Below are 16,330 nucleotides of genomic sequence, written 5' to 3'. Positions count from 1 at the left end.
TGGCACCATCTGATACAGAATCGGCTATCGAAGCCGTAGCCGGCCGTTGGGCCGGATCCAAAGGAACAAGCAATGCGAGCACCCATTACCCTGCACGGCGCCCAGCGCCTGCGCGCCGAACTTGAAGAGCTGAAGTCGGTCAAGCGTCCGGCCGTGATCAATGCCATCTCCGAGGCGCGCGCCCACGGCGATCTCAAGGAGAACGCCGAGTACCATGCCGCGCGCGAGCAGCAGGGCTTCATCGAAGGCCGCATCAAGCAGCTCGAAGCGGAGCTGTCGCATGCGCAGATCATCGACGTGGCGTCACTCAATGCCGGTTCGCGCGTCGTCTTCGGCGCCAAAGTCGAACTGGCCGACAGCGAGACCGACGAGGAGCGCAGCTACCAGATCGTTGGCGACCTGGAGGCCGATATCAAGCAGGGCCTCATCGCGATTTCCTCGCCGGTGGCGCGTGCGTTGATCGGCAAGCACGAGGGCGACACCGTGACCATCGAAGCGCCCGGTGGCATCCGCGAGTACGAGATCATCGGCGTCAGTTACGCCGGCTGATGATTACCCTGCTGCTGCCTGCACGCAGTCGCTTCGGCGGGCAGCGCCTGTCGCCCGCCACCGGCAAGGCCCTGGCGCGCGCCGATCGCAGCCAGGCGGCAGCAGATCCTTCCGAAGAAGGCCACGCGCAGCTGGCGCGCGTGCTGGACGTGATTCCCCGCGGTTTTCCGGTAGCGGCCGCCGCGCGCCAACGCGATGCCGGCGATGCCGCCAACGCGGTCTGGCTGCGTGCCGACCCCGCGTACGTGCAGCCGGACATCAATGGTGCGCGCCTGTTGTCGTACGGCCAGGCGCTGGGCCTGAGCGCGGACGATGCGGCGGCGCTGCTGCGCCCGTTGAAACCCCTGTTCGGCGACGCCGGCTTCCCGATCGACGCGCCGGTGCCGTCGCGCTGGTACCTGCGCCTTCCGCCCGGCGCGAAGCTCCCCGGGTTCACCTCGCCCGAGCAGGCCCTGGGCGCCGACATGTTCGACCAGTTGCCCGAAGGCCCCGAGGGTCGACGCTGGCGGGCATTGCTGAGCGAGGCGCAGGTCGTCCTGCATAACCATCCGCTCAACGCGCAGCGCAGTGCCGCAGGCCTGGCGCCGGTGAACTCGCTGTGGTTCTGGGGCGCCGGCGTGCTGCCCGATCACGTGCGCAGCCGGTTTGCGCGCATTGCCAGCGACGACGAGACGGTGACCGCGCTTGCCGCGCTCGCCGGCGGACAGGTAGGCGCGCGTCCATCGGCGTGGCCCGGCGAGGGCGACGATGCTCTGTTCGATCTGCGCGACGCGCGCGACCTGGCGTTGCTCGAACAAGACTGGTTCGCGCCGCTGCTGACCGCGCTGGCCCAGGGCCAACTGGACCGCCTGCAGTTCGATTTCGCCGATGGTGTCCGCTACGACCTTGCGCGTGGCCAGCGCTGGCGCTTCTGGCGCAAGCCACTGCGTTCCTTCATCGCTGGCGCCGCCGGCAACGCTGCATGAAGCCACAAGCCAGGTTGCGCCGGCGCGAGTGCGCCGACTCCGGGCAATGGCCCGAGACCCTGTCGCCGCTCCTGCAGCGACTGTACGCGGCCCGCGGCGCAACCAGCATCGACCAGGCGCAGCCGCGCCTGGCCAACCTGCTGGCGCCCGATGACCTTGGCGGTCTCGATGCCGCAGTGGCGCTGCTGTCGACGGCCATGGCCGAGGACCGCCATATAGTCGTTGTCGGCGATTTCGATTGCGACGGTGCGACGGCCTGCGCCGTTGGCGTGCGTGGGCTGCGCATGCTCGGCGCGCGGCGCGTTTCGCATGCGGTGCCCAACCGGATCGTTCACGGCTACGGCCTGTCGCCGGCGCTGGTGGAGGAACTGGCGCTGCTGCAGCCCGAGTTGCTGGTGACGGTCGATCACGGCATCGCCTGCCATGCCGGCATTGCCGCGGCGAAGGCGCGTGGCTGGAAGGTGCTGGTCACCGACCATCACCTGCCGGGCGAGCAGCTGCCGCCCGCCGATGCGATTGTCGACCCGAACCTGCAGGGCGATGCGTTTCCAAGCAAGGTCCTGGCCGGTGTCGGCGTGATGTTCTACGTCCTGCTGGCGCTGCGCAGGCACCTGCGCGCGCACGGCGCATTCGCCGACCAGGGCCCGGATCTGTCGACGCTGCTCGACCTGGTCGCGGTGGGTACCGTTGCCGACCTGGTGCCGCTCGATGCCAACAACCGCGCCCTGGTCGGTGCTGGCCTGCGCCGCCTGCGTGCCGGGCAGGGCAGCGTCGGCCTGCGTGCGCTGATCGAAGTGGCGCAGCGCGACCCCAGTCGCCTGACCGCGTCCGACATCGGCTACGCGGTGGCCCCGCGTCTGAATGCAGCCGGTCGCCTGGAGGACATGTCGCTCGGCATCGAATGCCTGCTGACCGACGACCTGGCGCGGGCGCGCGAAATCGCCGCGACCTTGAACGAGATCAACAACGAACGTCGCGCCGTGCAGCAGCAGATGACCGACGAGGCTGAGCAGGCGCTGGCGCGCGTGAGCGTGCTGGAGCAGGGCGCACGCAGTGCGGTCTGCCTGTTCGACGCGCAGTGGCATCCCGGCGTGGTCGGGCTGGTTGCGTCGAAGATGAAGGAGCGCCTGCATCGACCGACCATTGCCTTCGCACCGGCGGAGCCGGGGAGCGATAGCTTGCGTGGTTCGGCGCGATCGATACCCGGCTTCCACATCCGCGATGCCCTGGCCGATGTGGCCGCGCGCCATCCGACGCTGATCGAACGCTTTGGCGGCCATGCGATGGCGGCGGGCCTGTCACTGCGCGCCGAGGCCTATCCGGCATTCGTCCAGGCGTTCGAGCAGTGCGCACAGGCTGCGCTGACGCCTGAGTTGCTGCAGGCCGACGTGCTCAGCGATGGCGAACTGGGCGTGTCCGATTTCAACCGCGCCAGTGCCGAAGTGCTGCGCGACGGTGGTCCGTGGGGGCAGGGGTTTGCGGAGCCGCTGTTCGACGGTGAGTTCGACGTGGTGAGCTGGCGCGTCATCAGCGAACGCCACCTCAAACTGGTGCTTGGGATTTCCGGCCTGCGCCTGAACGCGATCGAATTCGGAGGCTGGCTTGGCAGTGCACCGCCCGATCGCCTGCGCATCGCGTATCGACTGGAGCCCGACGACTACCGTGGCGGCGACGCGGTGCAGCTGGTGGTTGTGCACAGCGAGCCCGTGTAGGGCTGCACCTACCGTCACTGGGTCGAATTTCCTGGCGCGGGTTTGGATTTTTCCTACCCAGACTTTCAGACGATTCTTAAAGACTGCCGAGATACCGGCCTATAGCGTTGCGCCGAAGCTGAATGTTTGTTCAGGCGCTGCATCCACGCTGACAGCCACGGTGGGCACCCATGAAGATGCATACGTATCGCGCGTCATTGCTGACGGTGGCGCTGCTGGCGGCCTATTCCTCCGCCGCGATCTCCGCCGAGTGGCGCGAGGGAACGACATACAACGCCGGCGCAACGGTCACGTACGAAGGGCGGACGTATCATGCGCTGCAGGCGCACACGGCCTACGTCGGTGCCGGCTGGACGCCCAAGGCGAGCCCGACGCTGTGGCGCGACATGGGGGCCGCCACAGGCGCGCCATCGCCGACACCGGCACCGGCGCCGGCGCCTTCTCCCGCACCTGCACCCGCGCCGGGTCCGTCATCGGGCAGCTGCGGCGCAGCCTGGTCTGCGAGCGCGACCTACGCCAACGCCGGCACCCGGGTGACCAGTGGCGGTCGCGTCTATCAGAACAAGTGGTGGACCCAGGGCGATAACCCGGCCCAGTCGGGTCAATGGGGTGTGTGGCAGGACATGGGTGCTTGCTCGGGCGGCGCGGGGACGCCTGCACCGGCCCCTGCACCGGTACCAACACCAACACCAACGCCGGTGCCCACTCCGACACCGACACCGACACCTGCACCTGTGCCCGCACCGGCACCCACTCCAACGCCTGCACCTGCGCCCGCACCTGTACCCACTCCAACACCGACACCGACACCGACACCGACACCGACGCCGTCTCCGGTGCCTGCACCAACTCCAACTCCAACTCCAACTCCAACTCCAACTCCAACTCCAACTCCAACGCCCGCACCCGCACCCGCACCCGCTCCCGCTCCGTCACCGACCCCAGCCCCTGCGCCAACACCCGCACCGGGCCCGTCGTCAGGCAAAGAAGTAGGCGGCTACTTCGCGCAGTGGGGCATCTATGGGCGCAACTACCAGGTCAAGGACATCGCCAGCAGCGGCGCGGCCGCGCACCTGACCTTCGTCAACTACGCCTTCGGAAACCTCTACGCCAAGAACGGCGGCTATGAGTGCGACATCATCACCAAGGCCGAGCCGACCGATTCCAACAGTCCGCAAGCCGGCACCGGTGGCGATGGCTGGGCCGACTACCAGAAGGGCTTCACCGCCGCCGAGTCGGTCGATGGCGCAGCCGACTCGTGGGGGTTCGCCTGGGACGATCCGCGCAACGGCAAGTCCGGTCCGCTCAAGGGCAATTTCAACCAGTTCAAGAAGCTCAAGGCCAAGTACCCCAGCATGAAGGTCATGATCTCGCTGGGCGGCTGGACCTGGTCGCGATGGTTTGCCAAAGCCGCGGCCACCGATGCGCTGCGCAAGCAACTGGCGAGCTCGTGCATCGATGTCTACATCAAGGGCAACCTGGCATTCGACCAGGCCAGCAACGCCGGGGGTGACGCAGTCGCGGCCGGCGTGTTCGACGGCATCGACATCGACTGGGAGTTCCCCGGTGGCGGCGGAATGCCTTGTAACGCGGTCGATCCGAACGACAAGCGCAACTACACGTTGCTGCTCGCCGAGTTCCGCAAGCAGCTCGACGCGATCGGCCAGCAGAACGGCAAGCACTACCTGCTGACGGTGGCGATCGGATCGGGGGGCGACAAGATCGCCAACACCGAACCTGGCGAATACAGCAAGTCGCTCGACTGGATCAACGTCATGTCCTACGACTTCCATGGCGGCTGGGAAGCCACCGGGCCGACCGACTTCCAGTCCAACCTCCACATCGATCCGGCAAGCCCGAATGCCAAGGGCAACGGCGCCACCTTCAACGTGGACAGTGCGATCAAGGCGCTGCTGCAGGGCGGCGTGGCGCCCTCGAAGATCGTGGTCGGTATTCCGTTCTATGGCCGTGGCTGGACGGGAGTGGGCGCCGGACCGAAGGGCGACGGGCTGTACCAGCCCGCCAGCAAGCAGGCGCCGGGCAGCTACGAGGCGGGCATCGAGGACTACAAGATCCTCAGGAACGCGCCGGGCACCGTGCACGAGCATCCGGTGGCGAAGCAGGCCTGGAAGTACGACGGCACGACCTTCTGGTCGTACGACACGCCGGCCACGGTCCGCGAAAAACTCGACTACGTGCGCCAGAACAATCTGCGCGGCGTCTTCAGCTGGGAGCTCGACGGTGACGCCGATGGCGCGGAACTGACCAAGGTGATGGGCGAGATCAACAAGTAGCCACCGGAGTCGACCATGCCTGCTTTCTCTGCAACTTCGGCCCAGCGCCCGCGTCGCGGGTTCACGCTGCTGGAGCTGCTGGTGGTCCTGCTGATCATCGCGTTGCTGGCGGGCTACGTCGGGCCGAAGCTGTTCGGCGAGATCGGCAAGGCCAGGAGCAAGACCGCCGCGTCGCAGATGAAGTCGATAGCCGACGCGCTCGATCGCTACCGCCTGGACACGGGCCGGTTCCCCTCCAGCGAGGAAGGTTTGGCGGCGCTGTCGGTCAACCCCGGCAACCTGCAAGGCTGGGCCGGGCCGTACATGAGCAAGGAGACCCCGCCGGATCCCTGGGGCGCGGCGTATGTGTTCCGGGTGCCCGGCGAAAGCGGCAAGGACTACGACCTGCTGACGCTGGGCGCCGACGGCAAGCCTGGCGGAACCGGCGAAGACGCCGACATCGTCGCCAAGTAGGGGCGATGGCATGCGCTTCCAGGTGCGCAAGCCGCGTTTCGACCGCTCGTTGTTCACGCAGGAACTGATCGCGCTGCTGGAGGCAGGCCTTAGCCTGATCGAGACAATGGAAACGCTGCGCGACAAGAGTGGCGAGGGTATCAACCGGACCGTGCTGGCTGGCATCGTCGATGCCCTGTGCGAGGGACTGCCGCTGTCGAAGGCGCTCGAGCGCCAGCCCGATGCGTTTCCCGGGCTGTACGTGGCAACCGTTGCTTCGGCCGAACGCACCGGCCATCTGGCCGAGGCGCTCAAGCGCTACCACCACTACGACGCCAGGCTGGCGGTGGTGCGCAAGAAGGTGGTGGCGTCGATGGTGTATCCGATGGTCGTGATCGCGACCGGGGCGATGATCATCCTGTTCCTGGCGTTCTACGTGATCCCGAAGTTCAGCCAGGTGTATGCATCGATGAAGGACCTGCCGGCAGCGGCGAGGTTGATGCTGTGGTGGGGCGAGATGGTGCATGCCCACGGCAAGGTGCTGTTCGCCGCGATAGTGGTTGCCGTGGTGCTGATGGGGCTGGCCCTGCGCAGTGGCAGCACGCGCCAGAAGCTGATGGCGCTGATATGGGCCTTGCCGCGCATGGGTCAGTACCAGCGTCTGTTCGCACTCACGCGCTTCTACCGGACCCTCGGTTTACTGCTCTCGGGCGGCATGTCGGTCGTGGCATCGCTGGAGCTGTCGGCGCAATTGCTGCCGGCAGGTATGCAACCGTCGCTGATGCAGGCGCTGGGCGACATCAGCGCCGGCAAGGCCCTGTCGACCGCGCTGCCTGCCGCCGATCTGACCACGCCTGTTGCCGAGCGCCTGATCCGCGTTGGCGAGCAGAGCGGCGAGGTGGCGGCCATGGTCACGCGTTCGGCCGAGTTCTGCGATGACGAGCTCGACCGCGCCATCGACACGCTGATGCGGATGGTGGAGCCGGTGCTGATGCTGGTCGTCGGCGCCATCGTCGGCACCATCGTGTTCCTGCTGTACATGCCGATCTTCCAGCTGGCCGGAAGCGTGGGGTAGGGCGATGGCCAACGGACCGGGCGAAGTGCAGGAACGCGGCGCGGAACGGGCATTTGCCTCGGGAAGCGACGGCTCGCTGCAGGTGCGCATGTGGAACGAGGCCGGGCAGGATCCGGATCAGTACCTGGAGCGGGTGGGTCGCCTCACCGGCCTGCGTGGCCTGGACGCGGGCGAGCTGGACGCGCTCACGCCGTGCTTCGACCTGCTGCCGTTCGCCGAAGCGATGCCGCGCAATTGCCTGCTCGCGCGCGACGCCGACGGGCTGGCGCTGCTGGTGCTGGCCGATCCGTTCGATCCGCACCAGCGCTCGTGGGCGATGCAGCGCGTGCGCGTGCCGTTCCGCTTTGCCTTCGCCGTGCCGGGCGTGTTGCTGGCCTACCTGGCCACGCACGAGGTCGAGCACCAGGCGATGGGCCAGGTCGACATGGGCCATGCCCAGGCCACCGGCAGCGACGGCGTGAAGATCACCCTGGCCACGCTTGCCGCCGATGTCCATCCGGTGATCCGCCTGGTCAATTCGTCGCTCTACGACGCACTCAAGGCCAGGGCCTCCGACATCCATGTCGAAAGCACCGCCTCCGGCCTGGTGGTCAAGTACCGCATCGACGGCGTGTTGCTCGCGGCCGGCTCCGCTGCCGGCGTCGATGTCGCCGAGCAGGTGCTGTCGCGCCTGAAAGTGATGGCCGATCTCGATATCGGCGAACGCCGCATTCCGCAGGATGGACGATTCCGCGCCATCATCAACCAGCGCGAGATCGACTTCCGCGTCTCGATCATGCCGTCCATCCACGGCGAGGATGCGGTCCTGCGCGTGCTCGACAAACAGCGCGGGCAGAAAGAGGCCGCGCCCCTGCGCCTGGATGCGATCGGGCACGAGGCCGACATCGTCAGCGCGATCCGCGCCGTCGCCCATGAGCCGTACGGGTTGATCCTGGTGACGGGGCCGACCGGCTCGGGCAAGTCGACGACGCTGTATGCGACGTTGTCGGAGATCAACACCGGCGAAGAGAAGATCATCACGATCGAGGACCCGGTGGAGTACGAACTGCCCGGGGTCCTTCAGATTCCGATCAACGACAAGAAGGGGCTGACCTTCGCGCGCGGCCTGCGCTCGATCCTTCGCCACGATCCGGACAAGATCCTGGTCGGCGAGATACGCGACGGCGAGACTGCCGCCATCGCCGTGCAGGCGGCGCTCACCGGTCACCTGGTGTTGACGTCGGTGCACGCAAACGGCGTGTTCGCGGTGCTGGATCGCTTCCTGCACATGGGCGTGGACATGCACAGCTTCGTCTCGTCCGTGCTGGGCGTGGTGGCGCAACGACTGATGCGCCTGAACTGCCCGCATTGCCTGTGCGAGGCGCCACCGGATGAAGGCGTGCTGCAGGCCTCGGCATTGACGCTGGAGCAGGTCGGCGGATGGCGGTTCCGCAAAGGCGCCGGTTGCGATGCCTGCCGCAGGACCGGCTACCTCGGTCGGCAACCGATTGCCGAGGTGTTGCGTTTCAACGACCGGATCCGCCAATGCTTCATCGAGCGCCGGCCATTGCTGGAGCTGCGGCAAGTCGCACACGAGAATGGCTTCACGCCCATCCGCCACGTTGCCCTGCGCGCGGTGGCGGACGGACGCACCACGCTGGCGGAGGTGAACCGTGTCACGCTGGTGGAATAGGTTTCGGGCACGGCTGGCGGAGTGTGTCGGCCGACTTGCGGCGATGGTTCCGTCCGTCGACGCCGTGTGGAGCCGCCACGAGCTTCGCGTCGACGATGACTGCGTGCAGTTGCGCGGTGCGGGCGGCCAATCGCCGACCAAGGCGACTTTGGCCCGCGTGGGCGACGTGAACTCGGCGCTGGCGGCAGTCGAGGCGCTGCTCGAATCGATGGGGCCCCGCAAACGTGGCCTGCACCGGATCGAGGTCGTGGTGTCGGGTGCTTTCGCCTGTTACTTCATCCTGCCCTGGTCGCCTTTGCCACGACCCGCCGACTGGCTCGTGTCGGCGCGGGCCCGGTTCGTCCTTGACGGCCTCGGTGCGCCTGAATCGTGGCGCTTCAGCGCGGAGGACGGCCCCTGGGGGCGTGCGCGCCTGGCCACTGCCACGCCGGAAGCATTGTGCGCGGGGATCGCGCGGCTGTGCAAAGCGAAGGCGTTGCGGCTGGTGCGGATCGAGCCGGCATTCACCCATGCGCTTGCCCGCCAGGGTGCACGTGTCGACGACCACGGATCGATCGCCATCGTTGAAGTCGAGGAGAACGCCAGCCGGCGTGCGGTCGCCCATGTCGGCTTCCGCGACAACAGGCAGTGGTCGGGCCATGTCGCGCTGCCGGCCTTTGCCCCGCTCGAACACGTGCTTCGGGACGCGGCGTTCCTGTGCGCCGCGGCGCCATTGCAACGCACCTATGTGATGGCGCCGGCGCACATGCAGGCGGTGATGAGCAGCCTGCCTGGCGCGCTCTGGTTGCCGTCCGATGCAGAGGGCGCGCCATGAAGGCGCAGCGACTGGACCTGTACCTCGCCAACCGGCCAGGCCAGGGGCTGCCAGTGGCAAGCCTGCTGGTCGCCGTGGTCGTCCTGGTTGCCGCCATGCAATACCTTCAGCTGCTACGCGATCGTGGGCATGTGCTTGACGCCCGGGAAGCGGAGATCGTTCGCGCCGAAGGCGCGCGCAGATCCATCGGCGACGCCCACCGCAGCGCCACGGATCCGCAGGCCCGCGAGCTGATGGTCCGGCAGCGCTACGCGATGGAGCCGGCGCGCGATCTGATGGAGCGCGGCTGGCATCCCGGCATCGCCATCGTGCTGCTGGACCTTGCCACCGGTACGCGCCAGATCGACATGGTGTTCGAGTCGAGGTCGGCGCAGGAAGCGCTGGCCTATGTCGATTGGCTGGAACGGCAGGCCGCCACCGAGCGCGTGCTGTTGAAGCGGCAGACGGCAAAGGTGGGACCGCCGGAAGCGCCGGTGGAAACCCGCCTGCAGGTGGTCTGGCGTCCGCAGCCATGAAACGGATCGAATGGGAACTGCGACGTGGCGTGTGGCGGCTTGGCAATCTCGGCCGGTGCGCGGTTGCCGTGCTGGTCATCGCGGTGGTGATTGCATGGGTGGAGATCCGGCCGCTGCAGCGTGACCTGGCCGCGCGACAGGTGCAGCTCGACGCGCGCGCCGCCGCGATAGCCGGAGCGCCGCCACCGACCCCGGAGGAAGCGCGCGACAAGGCCAGTGCGGACCAGCGCTTTTCCGTGTTCCTGCACAGCTTCCATGCCATCGCAGCCCGCCATGGCCTGGTCATTCCCAGCGCCGTCTACCAGGCCGTGCCGGTCGATGAAACCCGCTTGCGGCGCTATCTGGTGGAGGCATCCTTCAACAGCGACTATCCCCGGTTTCGTGCCTTCACTGACGACCTGCGGCAACTGGCGGGGGTGCGTATCGAGCACCTGACCTTGTCGCGCCAGGACATCGGACAGACGCAGCTGGCGATCCGCATCCAGTGTTCGTTCCTGGTCGAGGTTGCGTCGTGACGCGCGCGCTCAGCAGGTGGTCGGCCGTGGATCGCGCAGCCCCTTGGCTGGGGCTTGCCGCGCTGCTCCTGTGCACGCTGGGGATCGTCAGCGGGTGGGGGCGGAGCGAGACCGCGCGCTCCGGTGCTTCAACCCCGGCCACGGTGCGGGCGCAATCGTCGAATCGCACGCGGCCAGCGCCGATGAAGCCGCAGGCGCCGGCGCACCGCAGTGCTGCGGCGCGGTTGCCGGTCGAGCCCTTTGTCAATCTGTTTCCCAGCCAGAACTGGGCACCACCGCCGCCGCCGCCGCCGCAGGCTTCGAACGCACCGCCTGCGCCCGCGCAACCGCCACCGTTGCCGTTCTCGATCGGCGCGCTGTGGCTGGACGGCAGCGGCGAGTTCTACGCGGTGCTCAACTCGCAGGGGAGGGAGTTCCCCATGTGCGCGGCCTGCCGTCAGTCGGGCTTTTACCGGGAGGGCGACGTCGTGCTCGGTTCCTATCGGATCGAGAAGCTGACCCGTCATGAGGTGCGGTTCCTCTACCTGCCGATGAAGCGCAGGCAGCAGCTGTCGCTGGGAGGCTGACATGCGCGCCATCGGGACGCTCGCCACCGTCACCTCGCTTGCATTGCTGATCAGTTGCGCCAGCGACATGCGCCACTACCAGATGGATTCAATGCTCGGCAAGCAGACGCCGGAAGCGACGGCGCAATGGCTTGCCACGCAGTCCGCCGCCCACCCCGATGACCTGGCGTTGCGCAGCAGGTATCTGCAGGTCCGGCGCGAAGTGCTCAACGACTATCTGCGCAAGGCGGTGGCCGCGTACGAAGCCGGCGACCCGGCGCAGGCCAGGGACTGGGCCGGCAAGGCCATCGCGATCGCGCCGGACGATCAGACCCCGCGGGCGATGACGGAGTGGATCGACCGCCAGGGGCAGATCGACTCGAAGTTGAAGTACGCCGAGTCGGTCGCGACGCAACGCCCGCAGGAAGCCCTGGCGATCGTCACCGAAGTGCTGGCGAAACAGCCGGGGAACCTGCGCGCCGGACGCCTGCGCGATGCCATCGTTTCGGCCGAGGGCGCCGGGTCGGGGCCGACCCTGACGCGCGACCTCAGCCGTCCGATCACGGTGCAGTTCCGCGACCAGCCTCTGATCAGCATCTTCGAGCTGATGTCGAACATCACCGGGCTGAACTTCACCTTCGATCGCGAGGTTGCGTCCACCGCGCCCACCACCATCTATGCCAGCAACACGCCGGTGAAACAGGTGCTGGCGCTGGTGCTGCAGGCCAACCAGCTGGCCAGCAAGGTCGTCAGTGGCAACTCCCTGCTGATCTATCCGCGCCGGCCGGACAAGGAGCTCGAGTACCGCGACCTGATGGTGCGGACGTTCTACCTGCAGAACGCGCAAGCCCCGCAGGTGCTCGCCGCGCTGAAGCAGATGACCAAGACCCGCGACGTCGTCCTGGACGAGCGCACCAACGCCATCATCATGCGCGACTCGCCCGAAGCCATTGGCGTGGCCGAGCGGCTGGTGGCGGCAATGGACGTGTCACCGGCCGAAGTGGTGCTGGAGGCGGAGGTACTGGAAGTGTCGGCGACCGACCTGCTGCAGTTCGGTTTGCTCTACCCGGACCGGATCGAATTCACTGCCAGTCCGGCGACAGGCACCGACAGCGAGGGGCGGCGAACACCGGGGGTGCTGACCCTGGAGGAGCTCAAGAGCATCAACAGCGGCGACATCCTGGTGCGGCTCGGAGCGCCTTCGCTGGCCCTGGACATGCTGCAGCGCCAGGGCAGGACCAACACGCTGGCCAATCCGCGCATCCGCGTGCGCAATCGCGAGAAGGCCAAGGTCCTGATCGGTGACCGGCTGCCGGTGGTGACCACGACGCTGTCGGACAATTTCAGCACCGAGAGCATCAACTACCAGGATGTCGGCCTGGCCCTGGAGGCCGAGCCGATCATCAGCAGCAACGACGAGGTGCAGGTCAAGCTGCGCCTGGAGGTCTCGAACGTCACCGACACGATCACCACCAGCACCGGACTGGTTGCCTACCAGATCGGCACGCGCACGGCCGAGACGGTGATGAGCGTGCGCAACAACCAGACCCAGGCGCTGGCCGGTCTCCTGCAACGCAGCGAGCAGGCCGGCGGAACCGGGCTGCCGGGCCTGAGCCGCATCCCCATCCTCGACCGAATCTTCGGAACCCGAGGCAGCGACAAGCGCCGGACCGAGCTGATCCTGCTTCTGACGCCGCACATCGTCCGCAACCAGGGCGTTCCCGCCGACAGCATCACCGATTTCTATTCCGGCACGGAGACCCGTTTGAGCACGCAGCGTGACGGCGAGGGCGCTGCGGATGCCGCGCCCGTGCCGGTGAGCGTGCAGAGCGCTGCCGCGCCAACGCCGCCGCCGTCAGCAGCGCCTGCAACGCCGCCGCCTCCGCCTCCGCCTCCGCCACCCCAACCGCAGAGCCGGCGCAAATGAGCCCGGCCATGGCGCGTGGATTCACGCTGATCGAGCTGCTGGTAACGCTCGCGATCATGGCCACGCTGGCGATGGTGGCGTTGCCACTGACCCAGGTCGCCGCCCAGCGTGCGCGCGAAGAGGAACTGCGGCGTGCGCTGTGGCAGATCCGCGACGCCATCGACGCATACAAGACCGCGACCGACGAGGGCAGGGTCGACAAGTCGGTTGACGACAGTGGTTACCCGCCCACGCTTGAGGTTCTGGTGGAGGGCGCGGTCGACAAGGGCAGCGCCGGCGGCGCGCGGATCTATTTCCTCAGGCGCATTCCGCGCGATCCGACCTGCGATTGCCCAAGCCGCGGCGACGCCCAGACCTGGGGAATCCGCAGTTACGCCAGTCCGCCGGAGTCGCCCGGCGAGGGCCTGGATGTCTACGACGTGTATTCCCGGTCGGAGGGGGTCGCGCTGGATGGCACGGCGTATCGCAAATGGTAGGCGCGTGATGAATCGCCGGGGGTTCACCCTGATCGAGCTGCTGGTGGTGCTGGCCATCATGGGCGCGTTGCTGACGCTGGTGGTGCCGCGCTACTTCGAGCAGGCCGACCGCGCCAAGGAAACGGTGTTGCGCGAGAACCTGACCGTGCTGCGGTCATCCATCGACCGCTTCCATGGCGACAGCGGGCGCTACCCGCAGGCGCTGGACGAACTGGTCCAACGCCGCTACCTGCGCGAAGTCCCGATGGACACCATCACCGGCAGTCGCACCACCTGGACGCTGGTGGCGCCCACGGACGGCGGGGCAGGCATCTACGACGTGCGCAGCGGCGCGCAGGGCAAGGCCAAAGATGGCACCGAATACAGGACCTGGTAGGCGACGCGCGCGTCCGTCAGTCGCGCCCGCGTCGCAAAGCGGCTTCGGCATTCTCGCCGCGCTGCTGTGCGTGGGGTTGATCGCGATCTACCTGATGGAGGTGGGGACGATCTGGAGCCTGGAAGTGCAACGCTCGAAGGAAGAGCAGCTGCTGCGCCACGGCGATGCGATCCGCGAAGCGATCCGCAGCTACGCAATGGCCGATGGCGGTGGCAGCTATCCAATCCGCCTGCAGGACCTGCTGGTGGACCCGCGCGTGCCTTACCCGCGCCATCACCTGCGAGCGCTCTATCCCGATCCCATGACCGGAGGCGAGTGGTTGTTGATCAAGGGCGCAGAAGGCGAGATCTACGGTGTCAACAGCGCGGCCACTGGCGTCCCGCTCAAGCAGCACGGTTTTCCGCCGCAGGACGCCAGCTTCGCGATGAAGTCCAGCTACCAGGAATGGAAGTTTTCCCATTACCCCTCCAGCGGACGGATGAGGCGATGAGTGTGCAGACGCAACCAGCAGGAGAGATGTCATGAAACCACGGCGATTCAGACTGCGCGTGCTGCCAGCTGCGTTGTTGCTTTGTGTGGGGGGCGCGCTGGCGCAGCAAGCATGGCGTGAGGGCGCCACTTACACCGAAGGAACCCTGGTGACCCATGAGGGGCGCACCTACGAGGCGATACAGACCCATACGGCTTACCCCGGCGCGGGGTGGACGCCTTCGACCAGTCCGACCTTGTGGCGCGACACCGGCGCGCCGACGTCAGCGACGCCCTCCCCAACACCAGCGCCGGGTCCGGCGCCGGGCCCAACGGGGACTTGTCACGATCCCTGGTCGGCCAGTTCGACCTATGCCGAAGCAGGGGCTCGGGTGACGCACAACGGCCGCAACTACGAGAACAAGTGGTGGACCCGCGGCGACAATCCGCAGGTTTCAGGCGAGTGGGGTGTCTGGCAGGACCTGGGTCCGTGTTCCAGCACTTCGACGGGCGCGCCTGTACCGACTCCGACTCCGACTCCGACTCCGGCGCCGGTGCCCGCACCGACGCCATCACCGGTACCAACACCCGCACCAGTGCCCGCGCCAACACCAGCACCGACACCAACCCCAACCCCAACCCCAACCCCAACCCCAACCCCAACCCCAACCCCAGTACCAGCGCCAGAACCAGCACCAGCACCAGCACCGACCGAAGCGTCCTACAGACCGCACATCATCTACGTCCCCGCACCCGCGGATTACCCGAGCGACGCCGACCTCCAGCAGCACGAAGCGGCGCTGGTCAGCCAGACCCAGGGGCAGATGGAGCACATCCGCGCTGCACTGCGGGTTCTCCCCGATGCCGACGTGGAAGCCGTGAGGCCCGGCCGGGCCGACAACCCGTCAAATGTTCGCCGCGTCGAGGCCATCGTTCCGGAGCAGTCGTTCGACGAACTGTTCCCGGTGCGGCACATCAAGTACTCCTATGAAAACCTGCTGCGCGGCATCGCCAAGTTCCCCGCCTACTGCGGCGACTACAGCGACGGCCGTGACGCCGATGCGATCTGCCGCAAGTTGCTCGCGACCTCGTTCGCTCATTTCGTCCAGGAGACCGGCGCCAACTGGCCAGGCCTGACGCCGGCGCAGGCGCGCTCCACCGATTCGGAGCACGCCAACCCCATGCTGGCTTCGCTGCCACAGGAAATGCCGATCGCCACGTGGCGGCAGGGGCTGTGGTTCCTGCGGGAATCGGGCTACCAGGAAGGTTCGTCCGTCGGTGCCTACCAGCAATGCGCGCCCGGCTCGCATGCGACCAACTGGGTCTTCTATCCGTGCGCGAAGAACGAGCGCGGACAATACATCGACTACTACGGTCGCGGCTCCAAGCAACTGTCGTGGAACTACAACTACGGCCCATTCTCGCAGGCGCTCTATGGCGACCCGGCTGTGCTTCTCGATGATCCCGCCCGTGTTGCGGACACCTGGCTCAACTTCGCCTCCGCCGTCTGGTTCGCGGTCACTCCGCAGACCCCGAAGCCGCCCATGACCTGGGTCGTCGACGGGACGTGGAAGCCCAACGCGGTGGACCTGGCCAACCACATGAAGCCCGGCTTCGGCGCGACGGTCTACATCATCAACGGCGCCATCGAATGCGGGGGCGGCGGCCCGGAGCGGCCGCAGGTGGCAAACCGCATTGCCGCCTACCGCGAGATCGCGCACAAGCTGAAGGTCGAAATTCGGGCCGACGAACCATTGGGCTGCGCAGACATGCGCGGCTTCACGGACGGCTCCGCCGCCGCCGTCCGGGCGTACCTCGACAAGGACTGGTCCTGGCGCGATGGCAAGCCGGCGATCGGCTGCAAGGTCGTCGACTACACCATGCCGTTCTCGCTGATCAATCCGGGCGACTACACGTTGTGCACGAACTACTACTTCCGCGGCAAGGTTGAATACAACGGCCAGGTCGTGATCGACAACACCCGGTGAAGCGAAC

16 protein-coding genes are annotated in these 16,330 nt (G+C 67.3%); all 16 read left to right on the top strand.

Going from position 1 to position 16,330, the window contains the following annotated elements:
* Nucleotides 1–72: 72 nt before the first annotated feature.
* The 16 genes from greA to AB4Y64_RS00740 all read left to right on the top strand — a co-directional run bounded on the left by greA (nt 73) and on the right by AB4Y64_RS00740 (nt 16,323).
* A complete protein-coding gene (gene greA / locus AB4Y64_RS00815; protein WP_441814564.1) occupies nt 73–549 on the top strand; it encodes a transcription elongation factor GreA in 477 nt (158 codons plus the stop codon).
* Complete coding sequence (locus AB4Y64_RS00810; RefSeq protein WP_441814563.1) at nt 549–1,514, top strand: phosphoglycerate mutase; 966 nt, start codon at nt 549–551, stop codon at nt 1,512–1,514. The genes greA and AB4Y64_RS00810 overlap by 1 nt, the downstream gene beginning before the upstream one ends.
* Nucleotides 1,511–3,226: a single-stranded-DNA-specific exonuclease RecJ gene (gene recJ / locus AB4Y64_RS00805; RefSeq protein ID WP_441814562.1), complete on the top strand. Its 1,716-nt coding sequence runs from the start codon at nt 1,511–1,513 to the stop codon at nt 3,224–3,226. The genes AB4Y64_RS00810 and recJ overlap by 4 nt, the downstream gene beginning before the upstream one ends.
* Before the next feature lie 170 nt (nt 3,227–3,396).
* Nucleotides 3,397–5,520 (top strand): glycosyl hydrolase family 18 protein, encoded by a 2,124-nt coding sequence (locus AB4Y64_RS00800; RefSeq protein WP_441814561.1) that lies wholly within the window; start codon nt 3,397–3,399, stop codon nt 5,518–5,520.
* 15 nt (nt 5,521–5,535) lie between these two features.
* The gene (gene gspG, locus AB4Y64_RS00795) at nt 5,536–5,973 is read left to right on the top strand and encodes a type II secretion system major pseudopilin GspG (protein ID WP_441814560.1); all 438 of its coding nucleotides are present in this window, start codon (nt 5,536–5,538) and stop codon (nt 5,971–5,973) included.
* Nucleotides 5,974–5,983: 10 nt separating this feature from the next.
* The gene (locus tag AB4Y64_RS00790; protein ID WP_441814559.1) at nt 5,984–7,027 is read left to right on the top strand and encodes a type II secretion system F family protein; all 1,044 of its coding nucleotides are present in this window, start codon (nt 5,984–5,986) and stop codon (nt 7,025–7,027) included.
* A gap of 4 nt (nt 7,028–7,031) precedes the next feature.
* The gene (locus tag AB4Y64_RS00785) at nt 7,032–8,699 is read left to right on the top strand and encodes a GspE/PulE family protein (protein ID WP_441814558.1); all 1,668 of its coding nucleotides are present in this window, start codon (nt 7,032–7,034) and stop codon (nt 8,697–8,699) included.
* 103 nt (nt 8,700–8,802) lie between these two features.
* Nucleotides 8,803–9,513, top strand: a complete 711-nt coding sequence (locus AB4Y64_RS00780; protein WP_441814557.1) for a hypothetical protein — start codon at nt 8,803–8,805, stop codon at nt 9,511–9,513.
* Nucleotides 9,510–10,028, top strand: a complete 519-nt coding sequence (locus tag AB4Y64_RS00775; RefSeq protein WP_441814556.1) for a hypothetical protein — start codon at nt 9,510–9,512, stop codon at nt 10,026–10,028. Before AB4Y64_RS00780 ends, AB4Y64_RS00775 begins: the two co-directional genes overlap by 4 nt.
* Nucleotides 10,025–10,543: a hypothetical protein gene (locus AB4Y64_RS00770; protein ID WP_441814555.1), complete on the top strand. Its 519-nt coding sequence runs from the start codon at nt 10,025–10,027 to the stop codon at nt 10,541–10,543. The genes AB4Y64_RS00775 and AB4Y64_RS00770 overlap by 4 nt, the downstream gene beginning before the upstream one ends.
* A gap of 26 nt (nt 10,544–10,569) precedes the next feature.
* Complete coding sequence (locus AB4Y64_RS00765) at nt 10,570–11,109, top strand: hypothetical protein (RefSeq protein ID WP_441814554.1); 540 nt, start codon at nt 10,570–10,572, stop codon at nt 11,107–11,109.
* A gap of 1 nt (nt 11,110) precedes the next feature.
* Nucleotides 11,111–13,015, top strand: coding sequence for a secretin N-terminal domain-containing protein (locus tag AB4Y64_RS00760; protein WP_441814553.1), 1,905 nt, complete (start codon nt 11,111–11,113; stop codon nt 13,013–13,015).
* Between the two features lie 8 nt (nt 13,016–13,023).
* Nucleotides 13,024–13,491: a type II secretion system protein gene (locus AB4Y64_RS00755; protein WP_441814552.1), complete on the top strand. Its 468-nt coding sequence runs from the start codon at nt 13,024–13,026 to the stop codon at nt 13,489–13,491.
* Between the two features lie 7 nt (nt 13,492–13,498).
* Nucleotides 13,499–13,867 (top strand): type II secretion system protein, encoded by a 369-nt coding sequence (locus tag AB4Y64_RS00750; RefSeq protein WP_441814551.1) that lies wholly within the window; start codon nt 13,499–13,501, stop codon nt 13,865–13,867.
* Nucleotides 13,868–13,937: 70 nt separating this feature from the next.
* Nucleotides 13,938–14,357 (top strand): hypothetical protein, encoded by a 420-nt coding sequence (locus tag AB4Y64_RS00745; protein WP_441814550.1) that lies wholly within the window; start codon nt 13,938–13,940, stop codon nt 14,355–14,357.
* 31 nt (nt 14,358–14,388) lie between these two features.
* Nucleotides 14,389–16,323: a glycoside hydrolase family 19 protein gene (locus tag AB4Y64_RS00740; protein ID WP_441814549.1), complete on the top strand. Its 1,935-nt coding sequence runs from the start codon at nt 14,389–14,391 to the stop codon at nt 16,321–16,323.
* Nucleotides 16,324–16,330 lie beyond the last annotated feature (7 nt).

It is taken from the genome of Lysobacter sp. TAF61 (assembly GCF_052113485.1).
Classification (GTDB): domain Bacteria; phylum Pseudomonadota; class Gammaproteobacteria; order Xanthomonadales; family Xanthomonadaceae; genus Lysobacter_J.
The sequence above is the reverse complement of the archived record's forward strand: the minus strand, read 5'-3'. Positions and strand labels throughout refer to the sequence as shown.